We start from the raw sequence: 14,440 nt of genomic DNA on the forward strand, positions 1-14,440 counted from the left end.
GGGAGCCGTTGTCCTTCACAAGCCGTCACTACCGGTGTCGCCGCCGTCACCTTCGCCGTCGCCGGTATTGCCACCGCCGGTGCTGGCAGCGTGGCTACTGCCACCAGTCCAGGATGTCCTCCCGGTTCCCGTTGGCATCGGCTTGACCTTTGGTGCCCCCGGAATTGTCGGTGTGACGGTCTTCGGTTTCGACACGGGCACGCGCACCACTTTTATCTTCGTGATGACCTTCGGGGCCTTGCACGCCATGACCACGGGGGTGGTGCGCGCGGGGTGCGCGGAAAGACCGAGAATGCCCATCGAATAGACGTCTTGCCGCTCCATGCCGGCTTTGAGGAAAGCCAGGGCGCGGGCCGGGTCGGCGGGCACGCCGTTACGGCCTTCCGTGAAGATCACGGCAAGCTCCTTCATGGCGTCGACATGTCCCATCGCCGCTGCCTGGAGCAGCAGGTCCAGGCCCTTGCCGGTGTCGCGCTCGACGCCGATGCCATTGAACAAAGCGCGTCCCCAGGCGGCCAGGGCGTAGGGGTCTCCCTTGTCCGACGCCTTCGAATAGAGGCCGTTCGCCTTCGATGTATCGACAGCCGAGCCGAGCGTGAACAGGGCGCGGATATGTCCCTTGTCCGCGGCTTCCTGGATGGCCTGCCTGGCCTCGTCGATCCTGCCCGCCGCCAGCAGCGCCCGCCCCAGTTCGTAACGGAAGCGCGCAATGTCGGGGTATGACTTCACCGCCGCCTCGCAGCTCTCGAGAGCCCCGCCGCCGATCTCGTTCGGCAACCGTCCCGGGACGACGCCCTGCAGGTCGAGCGGCTCGCCAGCGGCCTGGTCGCAAGGGTCGACGCCCGGCGACAGTTTCATCGTCGCCCGCTTCGCGGCGTTGCCCACGCGGATCTCGAAGCCGACTTCGACGGGAGCGGCCGAGCCGATCTGCGGCTCGTAGCGTAGACTGTCGACCTCGGCGGCCATCAGGCTCGATTGCGGCGACAGGACGCGACCGGGCAAGGACAGCGTTCCGGTCGCCGGGTAGCTCGCAAGCTTGACGCTGATCGAGGCATCCTTGGCCGGAAGATCCAATTTCAGCGGAACCGGGCCGACGCCGACCGGGACGCGGATATCGCGACTTCCAATCGCCTCGGCGACATCGGTAACCTGGATTCCGCGCTCGGCCACCTGCTCGTTCTGCTGCGCGTCGGAAGGCGGTAGCGCTGGTTGCTCCGCCCCGCGCATCAGCACGACATCGTCGATCAGCGAGGAGTTCTCCCACGGAACCTGCTTGCCGTTGGTGGCCTTGACCACGTCGCGGCGCACGGCCGCCATGACCGAGCGTATCTCCTGGTCCGGCGCCAGCGCGCGGCGAGAGAAGGACGACGAGAACGGGCTGAGATCGCCGGAACCATCATAGGCGACCGCCCCCGGCTCGGTTGCATAGGCAATCAGCGTGTTCTGCGAACCTGTTACCTGCGCAAGTCCGCTGTCGCCGGCGACGATCAACTGGTCGCGCAGCCAATAGTCCTTGCGCGGGAAGGGATTGTTGCGGCAGGCGTCGAGGATGATCATCTGGATCTTCGATCTCGAGCGCAGTTGCCGCAATATGTCGTCGACCTTGATGGCCTGGACCTCCATGTCGGCCGCATCTTTCAGCGACGCATCGACCGGAATCAGGAAATTCTCGCCGCCGATCTGAAAGCCGTGTCCCGAATAGTAGACGACCGCGAGATCGGCGCCGTCGGCCGCCGCCAGATAGTTGCGGAACCGCTCTTCGAACTGAAGCCTGGTCAGGTCCTTGGCGGCGAACACCTCGAAGCCGGCCAGCCGGAACGTATTGGAGACGTCTTCCGCGTCCTTGTCCGGATTCTTGAGCGCCGGGATTTCGCGATATTCGGAATTGCCGATGACAAGCGCAACCCTTCGATCGGCGTGCGCTTCGAATGTCGTGAGGCCCACGAGGAACAGGGTTGCAAGGAGCGCGCAGCATCGCAGCATGGCAGATCCCCCATATGTTATGATCTGGAGGCGTCAAAAAAGCCGATTGCGGCGCAGCGGTCTGTTAAAGAGCTCACAATCAATATGCGTTATCGAGGAAAAATCGCCTCGACGGCGAATATATTCTTATTTAATAAATTTCTTATCTTTGATTTTTTAATTACATTAATTTCAGGCCGCTTCCGCCAAAAATTCCGGATTCTGCTTCACAAGGGCCAGCTTCAGCTTTTCCATGGCGCGGGCCTCGATCTGGCGGACGCGTTCCTTGGAGATGCCGAGCTGTTCGCCGAGCGCTTCCAGCGTGGCGCCGTCGTCGCTCAGCCTGCGCTCCTCGATGATGTGAAGCTCGCGGGCGTTGAGCGCGCCGAGCGCGCTCTTCAGCCAGACTGCCCGGCGCTGGATGTCGATCCGGTCGCCGACGATCTCGTCGGGGAGCGGGTCTTCGGAGACCAGGAAATCCATCCGCTCGGCGGCACCGTTCTCGTCGGCCAAAGGCGCGTTGAGCGAGCTGTCGGGCGAGGACAGGCGTGAATCCATCATCGCCACGTCGGCTTCCGGAACGCCGAGCGCGGCTGAGACCTCGCGATAGAGCGTGGCATTGGAGAGCGGCTCGGCGCCGTTGGCGAGGCGGGCGCGCAGACGCCGCAGGTTGAAGAACAGCGCCTTCTGCGCCGAACTCGTGCCGCCGCGCACGATCGACCAGTTGCGCAGGATGTAATCCTGCATGGAAGCGCGGATCCACCAGGTGGCATAGGTCGAGAAGCGCACTTCGCGCGCGGGCTCGAAACGGGCGGCAGCCTCGAGCAGGCCGACATGGCCCTCCTGGATAAGGTCGCCGAGCGGCAGGCCGTAATGGCGGAATTTCGAGGCCATCGAGATGACCAGGCGCATGTGGGCGACGGTGATCCTGTGCAACGCGTGCTGGTCGTTCTCTTCCTTCCAGCGCAAGGCGAGGACGTGCTCCTCGTCGCGCTCGAGATAAGGAGCCTTCATTGCCGCCCGGACCAGCGTCCGTCCTGCCGCGCCCTCGATCATGCCGGCTCCTTTTGGTGGTGAGTGAGCTTACAGCGGTTGAAAAGATGCCGCCGCGCCCTACAACAGCCATGCAACGTGTCAGGCGCATCGATGGTTCCGCCGTCCGAGGGGGCAAATATTGCCAGCGGGAACGTTTTGTTATCGGCCCGAAAGAGTCGCTTGGCGGTTATCAGGCAATTTTGAGAATCAGATTTCTGGCAGAGCCGATTTTTGAAATCTGGTTCCTTATTTCGCGGCCTTCTATCTGTCAGTTTCCGGCTCTTACAATCGCGCCGGGGCACCGGTCAAAACGGGATCACAGAAAAATGAAATGGCTCAAATCGCTCCTTGTCGCCGGAACGTTGCAGGTTCTGGCGGTCACGGCCGGGCATGCCGGCGCCAATCTCGACCAGATCAAGCAGGCGGGCGTCATCAAGGTCGGCACCGAAGGCACCTACGCGCCCTTCACCTATCATGACGAATCCAACGCCCTGGTCGGCTTCGATGTCGAGATCGCCAAGGCCATCGCCGACAAGCTCGGCGTCAAGGTCGAGTTCCTCGAAGGCAAGTGGGACGGGCTGATCGCCGGCCTCGACGCCAATCGCTACGACGCCGTCATCAACGAGGTCGGCATCACCGATGCGCGCAAGGCCAAGTACGACTTCTCCGATCCCTACATCGCCTCGAAAGCGGTGCTGATCGTGCGCGGCGACAACACCGACATCAAGACCTTCGCCGACCTCAAGGGCAAGAAGTCGGCGCAGTCGCTGACCTCCAACTTCGGCAAGCTCGCCGAGTCCAATGGCGCCGAGCTCGTCGGCACTGACGGTTTCGACCAGTCGATCCAGCTTCTGCTCACCGGCCGCGCCGACGCCACCATCAACGACAGCCTGTCCTTCCTCGACTTCAAGAAGCACAAGCCGGACGCCAATGTGAAGATCGCCGCGCAGGAAGAGAATGCCGACTATTCCGGCGTTATCGTGCGCAAGGGCGATCCGGAGCTGGTCGCGGCCATCAACAAGGCGCTGGCCGACATCAAGGCCGACGGCACCTACCAGAAGATCGCCGACAAATATTTCGGCCAGGACGTTTCGAAGTAAGGCAATCGTCCTCTGTTCGGAAACCGGCGGGCCGTCAAAGACGGCCCGTTATTCTTTGCACGATATTCATGCGCCGCCGTCTTTGACGGCCCGTCGGCTTTTGCATGATAGTCAGTCCATACGGAGGAACGCGCCGCCGTATCTGGAAGGGAGAAGCGCTCCGTGCCGCACTGGCTGCAATTGATGCTGGAATCGTTGCCGACGCTGTTGTGGGCGGCGCTGATCTTCACCGTGCCGCTGACGCTCCTGTCCTTCGCGCTCGGGCTCATCGCCGGACTGGCGACCGCGCTGATCCGGCTGTTCGGTCCAAAGCCGCTGGTTGCGCTGGTTCGCTTCTATGTCTGGATCTTTCGCGGCACGCCGCTGCTCGTTCAGTTGTTCCTGATCTTCTACGGCCTGCCGTCGGTCGGCATCCTGCTCGATGCCTTTCCCGCCGCGCTTATCGGCTTCACGCTCAACATCGGCGCCTATACGTCGGAGATCATCCGCGCCGTCATCGGCTCGGTGCCGAAAGGCCAATGGGAGGCATCCTACTCGATCGGCATGACCTGGAGCCAGGCGATGCGGCGCACGATCCTGCCGCAAGCCGGCCGCGTCGCGGTGCCGCCGCTTTCCAACACCTTCATCTCGCTGGTCAAGGATACCTCGCTGGCGGCGGCGATCACGGTGCCCGAGATGTTCCAGGCGGCGCAGCGCATCGTGGCCACCACCTATGAGCCGCTGATCCTCTATGTCGAGGCCGCGGCGCTCTATCTCGCATTGAGCTCGGTGCTGTCGGCGCTGCAGGCGCGGCTGGAGGTGCGACTCAACCGCTATGGCGGGTTCCTGGAGGCCAACGCATGATCGGCCTCACCAACATCGAAAAGCGCTTCGGCGACAATCTGGTGCTGAAAGGCGTCACCGTCAGCCTGGACGAGGGCAGCGTGACGGCGCTGGTCGGCCCTTCGGGCGGCGGCAAAAGCACGCTCTTACGCTGCATCAACCTGTTGGAGATCCCGACGTCCGGCGCTTTGCGCATCGGCGAGGAGAGGCTGGAATTCCATCCGGGCATCAAGGTGCCGGCCAAGGACATCCAGCGCATTCGCCTGCAGACCGGCATGGTGTTCCAGAATTTCCAGCTCTTCCCGCATCGCACCGCGATCGAGAATGTCATGGAAGGGCTGGTGACGGTGCTGAAATGGCCGGAGCCAAGGGCGCGCGAGCGGGCCATGGCGCTGCTCGAAAAGGTCGGCATGGCGCACAAGGCCGATGCCTGGCCGGCGACGCTGTCCGGCGGCCAGCAGCAGCGCGTGGCGATCGCCCGGGCGCTGGCTCCGTCGCCGCGCGTGCTGCTTTGCGACGAGCCGACCTCGGCGCTCGATCCGGAACTGGCGCAGGAAGTGGTCGACGTGCTTGGGCAGCTTGCCCGCGAAGGCACAACCATGGTGATGGCGACGCACGATCTGAGGCTCGCCTCCAAGATCGCGCAGGAGGTCGTCTTTCTCGATGCCGGCTCGATCGTCGAGAAAGGCCCGGCCTCGGTCGTGTTCGACAATCCGGAGCGCGAGCGGACCAAGCGGTTTATCGCTTCGCTGCGGCAGGAAGAAGCGCAGAAGGAGTCTGGCGGCTGAGTCCTTTACCTCCCCTTTTGTGGGGAGACCGGACCGAAGGTCCGGGTAAAGAGCGGGGGCCGCCGCTTCTTCAAGGCTTTGTTTTCATGCATGTCGTTGTCGCAAAACCGCTGCACACTTTTGCGCGACATGCATTAAAGCAGGTCGCGTGAAAAAGGATTCACGCGACCTGCTTTAAGTTTTGATTTTAAGCATGTCTTTGTCCCGAAACCGGGTCCACTTTCGGGAGACATGCTTTAAGCCCAAACAAAAAACCCGACGCGAGGCCGGGTTCTTCGTAGTTCAATGAGCGAAAAAGCTCAGGCAGCTTCTTCCTGTTCGGATTCTTCGTTGTCGGCCTTGGCGCCGCGCTTCGGACCCTTGTTGAGGTTGACCTCGATGAGGCGAACCGCCTCGGTCTCCGACATGCGGTTCACAGCGGCGATCTCGCGGGCCATACGGTCGAGCGCGGCTTCATAGAGCTGACGCTCGGAATAGGACTGCTCCGGCTGGTTGTCGGCGCGGTAAAGGTCGCGCACCACTTCCGAGATCGAGATCAGGTCGCCGGAATTGATCTTGGCATCATATTCCTGGGCGCGGCGCGACCACATGGTGCGCTTGATGCGGGCGCGGCCCTGCACGACCTTCAGCGCGCGGTCGACATAGTCCTCTTCCGACAGCTTGCGCATGCCGATCGAGGTCGCCTTGGCGACCGGTACCTTGAGCCGCATCTTGTCCTTCTGGAAATCGATGACGAACAGTTCCAGCTTGTGACCCGCAACTTCCTGCTCGTCGATCGCCACGATCTGGCCGACGCCATGCGCCGGATAGACGATGAACTCGCCAGTCTTGAACCCGTGGCGGGCCGCGTTGGACTTCTTCTGCGGGGTGATCGTTGCCATTACGCCCTGAACTCCTTAGTTGTGCAGCCGGCATCATGCCGGCTCGAACCGATGGGGTCGGCGATAGCCGACCATTAGCCGCGCAACAGGATGAACCCACCGGAAAAGCAGGGACCGGCATACCGCACGAATGCGGCCGCCTGCCCCAGATCGCTCTGGTCCGGATCTAAAAGCTCACCTTTCAGTGATTTGGGGCGTTAGCGCCATAAATCGACGTTGTGTCACCGGCATGTTTCGTTGATGTAACACAAAAAGTCGGAAGAATCAAGGTTTTGCTGCGTTCGCTAACGCCAAACGGGGTCGCTGCCTGTCAAGACAGCAACCGTATCGGTCGCGTTACGTCGCGTCATGCCGGCGTCGCCGGCGCCAGCATCAATCGCCTTCACCGGGCTCCGGCGAGAAATATTTCTCGAACTTCCCGGCCTCGCCATCGAAGGTTTTGGCGTCCGCGGGCGGCTCTTTCTTGGCGGTGATATTGGGCCACTTCTCGGCGTATTCGGAATTGACCTGCAACCATTTGTCGAGACCGCCCTCGGTGTCCGGCTTGATCGCGTCGGCAGGACATTCTGGCTCGCACACGCCGCAGTCGATGCACTCGTCGGGATGGATGACGAGCATGTTCTCGCCCTCGTAGAAACAGTCGACCGGACAGACCTCGATGCAGTCCATGTATTTGCATTTGATGCAATTGTCGGTCACGACATAGGTCATTGCAGGCTCCGGAACGTCCCGATTTGCTCGGCTTTTTCAGGTTGAGGTAACGCCTTTGCCGGCTGCTTGCAAGGGCAGCGCATTCGGGCACTGCCGGCCCCGGGGAATAGAATTCCAGCGGTCTCGCCGCTGGCGGTCCGGCTGGCCCAATTCAATCTTCGCCGAGCAGGCGGTCGGTCTGCCGCCGTTCGCGTTTGGTCGGGCGCCCGCTGCCGGCCTCGCGCAGACCTGGAATGGCATCCGGAACCGCCTCGCCCTTGGGTGTCGGCGCCGGCGACCTATCCTCGTAAAGCAGCCGCGCCTCGTCGGCCGGACCGCGTCGCGTGCCGCAATTCAGCACCTTCCAGACCAGGATACGGCCCTCGAGCGTGATGGTGAGAACGTCGCCGGGCTTGACCAGATCGGAGGCCTGCGCTGCTTTGTCGCGATTGATGCGGACGCGCCCGGCGACGACGACTTTCGCCGCCAGGGACCGCGATTTCACCGCGCGCGAAAAGAACAGCCATTTGTCGATGCGCTGGCGGCCCTCTCCAACCATCGGGGCTAGCTTTGTTGGAGCGTGATCTTATCCGAAAACCGGTTCCCACTTTTCGCTGGCGCGGTCCTTCGGTTCGGGATCATGCTGGCTCTTTGATGGAGCATGATCTCGCCCGAAAACCGGGTCCCACTTTTCGGGATCATGCTCGAACCTATTTCTTCAGCTGGTCGCGCAAGGCGGCGAGCTTGGCGAAGGGCGAATCCGGATCGAAGCGCTGCGGGCGCTCCTCGCGCGGCTTGCCCTGGAAGGCCGGCTTGCCGCCCTGGGCGTTGCCCTTGCCGTCCTGCCTGTTGCCCTTCCATTCGGGCCGGCCCTCGCGGCGGCCCCCCTCGTGGCGATCTGGCCGCTCGCCTTGCGGTCTGCCTTCGCGCCGTTCGCCACCTTCGCGCCTGTCGCCGGTTTCCGGCCGTGGCTTGAACTTCGAGCGGTCGAAGCGCGGCTTGCCGGCGCCGTCGCGCTGCTCATGCGCCGGCCTGTCACCGGGCTGGCCGCCTCCGGCGCCTGCCTCGCGCGCGGGCTGGCCGCCACGCGGACGATTGTCGCGACGGTTGTCCTGGCGATGGCGCGGACGCTGATGATCGAAGCGCGCCTGGCGCCACAGAAGGACAGGCTTCGGCTCTTCAGCCTCGGCTTCCGTCGTCATTTCAGTCGATGCGGGGGTCTCGCTCTCGGCCGGGGTTTCGGTCTGCAAGGACTCGGCCTGAACCGAGGGCAAGCCTTCCTCCGTCACGGCCTCTCCGGCCGGCTCATCGCTTTGCGCTGCCGGTTCGCTTGCCGCCATGGTTTCCGTGGCCACGGTCTCCTGTCCAGCTGTGTCGTCGACAGGCTCCGCCGCGCTCTCGGCCGGGGTTTCGGTCTGCGAGGACTCGGCCTGAGCCAAGGGCACGCCTTCCTTCGTCACGGCCTCGCCGGCCGGCTCATCGCCTTGCGCCGCCGGTTCGCTTCCCGCCGCGGTTTCCGTGGCTTCCGCGGCCAGTGTCTCCTGTCCGCTTGTTTCGTCGACAGGCTCCGCCGCGCTCTCAGCCGGGGTCTCCGCGGCATGGGTTTCGGTGCTGTCCGTCTCCGGGCTCTCGCCGGACGTTGCCACGGTGGCGGCCTCGGGGGCGGGCGCCTCCGTCGCCTGCGCGGCGCGAGCGGCCTCTTCCGCGGCGAGCTTGGCCGCGGCCGCTTCACGGGCGGCGTCGTCCTGCGCGTCGAGCTTCGCTTTCACCTCGGCGGCCGGCTTCGCCTCGGAGCGATAGCCGAGACCCTTGAGGATCTCCTCCATGTCGTCGGCGGTGGCGCCGAGGATCGACATCATCGGCGGCGTCACCATGAAGGCGTGGCCGTCATAGGCGCCGTCCGGACGCTGGCCGAGGCCAGGCTTCCAGTTGGTCGCCGGGCGGATGAGGTCGGCGAGCCTTTCCAGGATGTCGACGCGCACGGCGCGGCGGCCGAGATTGCGGTAGCCGGCGAGCTTGTAGAAGGTCTTGTCGAAGGCCGGGTCAATGACCACGGAGGTGCGGCCGGAGGCCAGCGCATGCACCACGTCGCCGAAGCCCGGCTTGTCCTTGCCGTCATTCTTCAGCGCCCAGAGCAAGGTCACCAGGCCGGCCGGCGCCGGCTTGATCAGCGCCGGCACGAAGACATGGTAGGCGCCGAAGCGCACGCCGAGGCGGCGAAGTGCCGCGCGGCCTTCCTGGTCGAGAGACTTCATCTCCTCCGCGATGTCGCGGCGATTGATCAGGCCGAAATGCTCGACCAGCTGGAAGGCGATGCCGCGCGCGATGCCGGTGAGTTGGTCGGCATTCTTCAAGTCGACCAGCGGCTTCAAAAGCGACTCGATCTGGAAATTGACGAAACGCTCGGCGCGCGCCGCGACCTTGTCGCGGGCAGGCCCGGTCAGCTGCTCGTCGGCAAGCAGGATCAGGCGCGGCTTCAGCGCCTCGTCGCCGGCGACCAGCGTACCGATCGGCGCGCCGATCCAGCGCAGGACGCCGTCCGAGCCCAAAGCCAGGTCGCCATTGGCGCAAGCGGCAAAGCGTTCGGCGCGCGCCTCGAACTCGGCCGCGAGCGCCTTCTGGGCGGCGGTGCGCACCGCCTTGGCGTCCTCGCCGCCGGCGCTCTGGTCGGCGGTGAAGCGGAACCCCTGCAGCTCGCCGACATGATGGCCTTCGACGAGGACGGTTCCGGTAGGGCTGATTTCGGCTTCAGGCATGGTATTTTCTCTAAGGCGCCGCATGAGGACGGAAGTCCTGCGGTCTACGAAGCGTTTCGTCAACCGCTCATGCAGCGCATCCGACAATCTGTCTTCGATTTCGCGCGTCTTTTCCTGCCAGTGTAGCTGATCGGCCAGCCAGCCGGGGCGGTTGGAGACGAAAGTCCAGGTGCGGATCTGCGCGATCCGGTGCGAGAGCGTGTCGATATCGCCGTCCGTCGTGTCGGCGCGCCGCACCTGCTCGGCCATGTAATTCTCATCGACATGGCCGTGACGCGCAAGGTCCATGTAGATCGAGGCGACGAGGTCGGCATGATGGGCCGGCGCGATCTTGCGGTAGTCCGGCAGGGCGCAGGCTTCCCACAGCAGCGCCACGCGCTCCTTGCCGGTGGCCAAAGCGCGGATGTCGCCATCGCGCGACAGATGCTCCAGCGCCTGCGCGTCCACGGCCGGCAGCGCGCGGGTCAGCCCTTCGACCGGCGCATTGGCCTCGATCGAGCGTTTCAGCGCATCGAGGCTGGAAAAGTCGAAATCGGCGGTGCGCCACTGCAGCACCTTCACCGGATCGAAGTCGTGTCCCTCGATCTTGGCGACCAGATCCTCGTCGAACGGATCGACCTGGCCGGTGACGCCAAACGTGCCGTCGCGCAGGTGCCGGCCGGCACGACCGGCGATCTGGCCAAGCTCGGCGGCTGTCAGGTTGCGGTATTGGTAACCGTCGAATTTGCGGTTCTGGGCGAAGGCGACATGGTCGAGGTCGAGGTTCAGTCCCATGCCGATGGCGTCGGTGGCGATGAGATAGTCGACATCGCCGGATTGGAAGATCTCCACCTGCGCGTTGCGGGTACGCGGCGAGAGCGCGCCGAGGACGACGGCCGCGCCGCCCTGCTGGCGGCGGATCAGCTCGGCGATGGCGTAGACCTCGTCGGCGGAGAAGGCGACGATAGCGGTGCGCCGCGGCAGCCGGGTGAGCTTCTTCGAGCCGGCATAGGCAAGATGCGAAAGCCGCGGCCGCGTCACCACCGACACGCCCTTCAACAGGCGCTGCAGGATGCCGTGCATGGTGGCGGCGCCGAGAAGCAGCGTCTCCTGGCGGCCGCGCAGATGCAGGATGCGGTCGGTGAAGATATGGCCGCGTTCGAGATCGCCGGCGAGCTGCACCTCGTCGATGGCGACGAAGGCGGCGTCGGTTTCGCGCGGCATCGCCTCGACGGTGCAGACCGAATATTTCGCCCCGGCAGGCACGATCTTCTCCTCGCCGGTGATCAGCGCCACCTTGTGGGCGCCGACCTTCTCGCAGACCCGGGCATAGACTTCGCGGGCGAGCAGCCTGAGCGGCAGGCCGATGACGCCGGTCTCATGCGCGACCATGCGCTCGATGGCGAGATGGGTCTTGCCGGTGTTGGTGGGGCCCAACACGGCCGTCACGTCGCGGCCCGAAAGGATCAGCGGCTGGGAGTGTTTCGGCTGGATGTTCATCGGCTCGGAAATAAGGTTTCTGCCGCTTGTAGTCTGAAGCACGGCGGTGCCGCCGCGTGTGACAGGCGACACATAGGGACTTCGGGCGTGAAGCGAAAGCGGAATGTTCCTTTGGCGACAGGCAGAGCGGGCCGGGGTGGGCAAAATCGATCGTTGTTAACGGCTGGAACGAGTCTGGAACGAATCAGCGACGAATCGCTGACTCGCTCTGATTCAGGTTTTGTTCACGGCTATATGTGGTTTTTTTGACGGCGAGTCTCACCACATGCTGAATCGCTGAATTGGCCCGATTCCTGCGTGGCCCCGTCGGGCCGAGACCGCCGTTAACTTTTGCCGGGCAACGGTCGCGGTCGACTTGAGCCTTGTCCTCAAAGTTATGAAATTGTTGATTTTTCTTAATCGCTTTTAGCGAATTCGGTGACGTTTGCGCCGTCCGCCGTTAACTTTCCGGTCAAAGCCAGAACGAATCGGCGACGAATCAGCGATCCGGTTATTTTCCCGGTTTGTTCACCCCTAGATATGGTGTTATCCACAGCTTACCCACCGAGAATTCACAGCTTGTTGGCGGAGTTGCGCATAAAGGAGGCTGCTGCCGTTAACCTTTGCGTGCCGAATTGAGGCAAGGTGTCGCGCCGAGCTTGTCGACGGGGCAAAAAGGCGGCTCCGACGTCGGGGCCGCCTCGGCGCAAAAGGGTATCAGGCGAAGTTGGGTATCAGGCGAAGTATTGGCCGCCATTGGCGGTGATGGTCGAGCCGGTGATGAAGCCGGCCTCGTCGGACGCCAGGAAGACGACGCAGCGCGCGATCTCTTCCGGCTCGCCGAGGCGGCCAACCGGGATCTGCGGGATGATGCGCTCGTTGAGCACCTTTTCGTCGATCGCCTTGACCATTTCGGTCGCGATATAGCCGGGGCAGATGACGTTGACGGTGATGCCCGCGCGCGCGCCTTCTTGGGCAAGAGCCTTACTGAAGCCGATATCGCCGGCCTTGGCGGCCGAGTAGTTGACCTGGCCGGCCTGGCCCTTCTGGCCGTTGATGGAGGAAATGGTGATGACGCGACCGAACTTGCGGTCGCGCATGCCGCTCCACAGAGGATGCGTCATGTTGAAGACGCCGGAGAGGTTGGTGTCGATGACTTCCTTCCACTGCGCGGGCGTTATCTTGTGGAACATGGCGTCGCGGGTGATGCCGGCGTTGTTGACCAGCACCCCGACCGGGCCGAGATCGGCTTCGATCTGCTTGATGCCGGCGGCGCAGGCCTCGTAGTCGGCAACGGACCATTTGTAGACCGGGATGCCGGTCTCGGCCTTGAATTTCTGCGCCGCCTCGTCATTGCCGGCATAGTTGGCGGCGACCGAATAACCGGCGGTTTTCAAGGCGACCGATATCGCCGCGCCTATGCCGCGCGATCCGCCCGTGACGATTGCTACCTTGCTCATGTGGTCCTCCCTTTAAATTCGTCTGAGCGAATAGAGAGTAGCGAATAGCGAGTAGGGGTCCGATGTCCCGCCGCGCGACGCTTCTTCTTCCCTATTCGCTACTCCCTATTCGCTACTCGCTGAACTCACAGCGCTTCCACGCACATGGCCACGCCCATGCCGCCGCCGATGCAAAGCGTGGCGAGGCCCTTCTTGGCGCCGCGGCGGCGCATCTCGTGGACCAGCGTGTTGAAGACGCGGGCGCCCGAAGCGCCGATCGGATGGCCGATGGCGATGGCGCCGCCATTGACGTTGACGATCGAGGGATCCCAGCCCATGCCCTTGTTGACTGCGCAGGCCTGCGCCGCGAAGGCCTCGTTGGCCTCGACGAGATCGAGGTCCTTGACCGCCCAGCCGGCCTTCTCCAGCGCCCGCTTCGAGGCAGGGATCGGACCCGTGCCCATGATCGCCGGATCGACGCCGGCGGTCGCCCAGGAGGCGATGCGCACCAGCGGGGTGATGCCCCGCCTTGCAGCCTCGGCCTCGGTCATCAGCAGCGCGCCGGCGGCGCCGTCATTGATGCCGGAGGCGTTGGCGGCGGTGACCGTGCCGTCCTTGTCGAAAGCGGGCTTCAGCTTGGTCATGGCGTCGAGCGTCGCGCCGTGGCGGATGTACTCGTCCTGGTCGACTGTTGTGTCGCCCTTCTTGCCCTTGATGGTGAAGGCGACGATCTCATCCTTGAACCTGCCGGCCTTCTGCGCGGCCTCGGCCTTGTTCTGCGAGGCCAAGGCGAACTCGTCCTGCGTTTCGCGGGTGATCTGGAACTGGCGGGCGACGTTCTCGGCGGTGTTGCCCATATGATAGCCGTTGAAGGCATCCCAAAGGCCGTCCTTGATCATGGTGTCGATCATCTTGTAGTCGCCCATCTTGACGCCGGCGCGCAGGTGCTCGGCGTGCGGCGACATCGACATCGATTCCTGACCGCCGGCGACGATCACCTTGGCGTCGCCGGTGGCGATCTGCTGCATGCCGAGCGCGATGGCGCGCAGGCCCGAGCCGCAAACCTGGTTGAGGCCCCAGGCGGTGGTCTCCTTCGGCAGGCCGGCATTGATCGAGGCCTGGCGAGCCGGGTTCTGTCCTTGCGCGGCGGTCAGCACCTGGCCGAGGATGACCTCGTCGACTTCCGCCGCCTCGACATTCGCCCGCGCTAGCAGTTCCCTGATGACGACGGCGCCGAGCTCATGCGCCGGCGTGGCGGCGAAACTGCCGTTGAAGGAGCCGACCGCGGTGCGGGCGGCGCTGGCGACGACGATGGAATTGGAAGCGGACATTTTCTTCTCCAGACTTCGAGGTGTCGTATTTTCGAGATCGCTTTAGGACTTTCTTGCCCGTTCGAAACCCTGAGTCAAACCGGAAATGGGCATGACCGCCATGCGCGGCAAGCAGAGCGCGCGCCAGTCGCGGTAACGTGACGTTGGCCATGCGGCGGATTTTGCAATGGCTGTGCAG

General features: G+C 63.8%; 11 protein-coding genes. 3 read left to right on the forward strand and 8 right to left on the reverse strand.

The window, feature by feature from the left end:
• Positions 1–15 precede the first annotated feature (15 nt).
• Positions 16–1,983, reverse strand: a complete 1,968-nt coding sequence (locus FJ417_RS07410) for a caspase family protein (RefSeq protein ID WP_140782998.1) — start codon at positions 1,981–1,983, stop codon at positions 16–18.
• A gap of 171 nt (positions 1,984–2,154) precedes the next feature.
• A complete protein-coding gene (locus tag FJ417_RS07415; protein WP_140782999.1) occupies positions 2,155–3,018 on the reverse strand; it encodes an RNA polymerase factor sigma-32 in 864 nt (287 codons plus the stop codon).
• Positions 3,019–3,323: 305 nt separating this feature from the next.
• Between FJ417_RS07415 and FJ417_RS07420 the strand changes: the two genes are divergently transcribed.
• The 3 genes from FJ417_RS07420 (at position 3,324) to FJ417_RS07430 (ending at position 5,707) form a co-directional block, all read left to right on the forward strand.
• Positions 3,324–4,097 (forward strand): amino acid ABC transporter substrate-binding protein, encoded by a 774-nt coding sequence (locus FJ417_RS07420; protein WP_140645831.1) that lies wholly within the window; start codon positions 3,324–3,326, stop codon positions 4,095–4,097.
• A gap of 162 nt (positions 4,098–4,259) precedes the next feature.
• Positions 4,260–4,940 (forward strand): ABC transporter permease subunit, encoded by a 681-nt coding sequence (locus FJ417_RS07425; protein WP_140645830.1) that lies wholly within the window; start codon positions 4,260–4,262, stop codon positions 4,938–4,940.
• Positions 4,937–5,707, forward strand: a complete 771-nt coding sequence (locus tag FJ417_RS07430; protein ID WP_140645829.1) for an amino acid ABC transporter ATP-binding protein — start codon at positions 4,937–4,939, stop codon at positions 5,705–5,707. Before FJ417_RS07425 ends, FJ417_RS07430 begins: the two co-directional genes overlap by 4 nt.
• A 299-nt stretch (positions 5,708–6,006) precedes the next feature.
• Here the strand turns inward: FJ417_RS07430 and FJ417_RS07435 are convergent, their stop codons facing one another.
• From FJ417_RS07435 to FJ417_RS07460, 6 genes are all read right to left on the reverse strand, one after another.
• On the reverse strand, positions 6,007–6,588 hold the full coding sequence (locus FJ417_RS07435) for a CarD family transcriptional regulator (protein WP_140645828.1): 582 nt from the start codon (positions 6,586–6,588) through the stop codon (positions 6,007–6,009).
• A 372-nt stretch (positions 6,589–6,960) separates the two neighbouring features.
• Positions 6,961–7,299: a ferredoxin FdxA gene (fdxA, locus tag FJ417_RS07440; protein ID WP_140645827.1), complete on the reverse strand. Its 339-nt coding sequence runs from the start codon at positions 7,297–7,299 to the stop codon at positions 6,961–6,963.
• A 151-nt stretch (positions 7,300–7,450) separates the two neighbouring features.
• Positions 7,451–7,837, reverse strand: a complete 387-nt coding sequence (locus FJ417_RS07445) for an RNA-binding S4 domain-containing protein (protein ID WP_140783000.1) — start codon at positions 7,835–7,837, stop codon at positions 7,451–7,453.
• Between the two features lie 151 nt (positions 7,838–7,988).
• Complete coding sequence (locus FJ417_RS07450; RefSeq protein WP_140783021.1) at positions 7,989–11,513, reverse strand: helicase-related protein; 3,525 nt, start codon at positions 11,511–11,513, stop codon at positions 7,989–7,991.
• 713 nt (positions 11,514–12,226) lie between these two features.
• Positions 12,227–12,952 carry an acetoacetyl-CoA reductase gene (gene phbB, locus FJ417_RS07455; protein WP_140783001.1) on the reverse strand — a complete coding sequence of 242 codons (726 nt, stop codon included), beginning with the start codon at positions 12,950–12,952 and terminating at the stop codon, positions 12,227–12,229.
• A 125-nt stretch (positions 12,953–13,077) separates the two neighbouring features.
• Positions 13,078–14,262, reverse strand: coding sequence for an acetyl-CoA C-acetyltransferase (locus FJ417_RS07460; RefSeq protein ID WP_140783002.1), 1,185 nt, complete (start codon positions 14,260–14,262; stop codon positions 13,078–13,080).
• Positions 14,263–14,440 lie beyond the last annotated feature (178 nt).

This window comes from Mesorhizobium sp. B3-1-7, from assembly GCF_006439385.1.
In the GTDB taxonomy this organism is placed as follows: Bacteria; Pseudomonadota; Alphaproteobacteria; order Rhizobiales; family Rhizobiaceae; genus Mesorhizobium.

Excerpts from the sequence above, each read along its gene's own strand:
- FJ417_RS07410 (WP_140782998.1), bottom strand. The coding sequence starts at position 1,983 with ATGCTGCGATGCTGCGCGCTCCTTGCAACCCTGTTCCTCGTGGGCCTC.
- FJ417_RS07415 (WP_140782999.1), bottom strand. The coding sequence starts at position 3,018 with ATGATCGAGGGCGCGGCAGGACGGACGCTGGTCCGGGCGGCAATGAAG.
- FJ417_RS07420 (WP_140645831.1), top strand. The coding sequence starts at position 3,324 with ATGAAATGGCTCAAATCGCTCCTTGTCGCCGGAACGTTGCAGGTTCTG.
- FJ417_RS07430 (WP_140645829.1), top strand. The coding sequence starts at position 4,937 with ATGATCGGCCTCACCAACATCGAAAAGCGCTTCGGCGACAATCTGGTG.
- FJ417_RS07435 (WP_140645828.1), bottom strand. The coding sequence starts at position 6,588 with ATGGCAACGATCACCCCGCAGAAGAAGTCCAACGCGGCCCGCCACGGG.
- fdxA (WP_140645827.1), bottom strand. The coding sequence starts at position 7,299 with ATGACCTATGTCGTGACCGACAATTGCATCAAATGCAAATACATGGAC.
- FJ417_RS07445 (WP_140783000.1), bottom strand. The coding sequence starts at position 7,837 with ATGGTTGGAGAGGGCCGCCAGCGCATCGACAAATGGCTGTTCTTTTCG.
- FJ417_RS07450 (WP_140783021.1), bottom strand. The coding sequence starts at position 11,513 with ATGAACATCCAGCCGAAACACTCCCAGCCGCTGATCCTTTCGGGCCGC.
- phbB (WP_140783001.1), bottom strand. The coding sequence starts at position 12,952 with ATGAGCAAGGTAGCAATCGTCACGGGCGGATCGCGCGGCATAGGCGCG.
- FJ417_RS07460 (WP_140783002.1), bottom strand. The coding sequence starts at position 14,262 with ATGTCCGCTTCCAATTCCATCGTCGTCGCCAGCGCCGCCCGCACCGCG.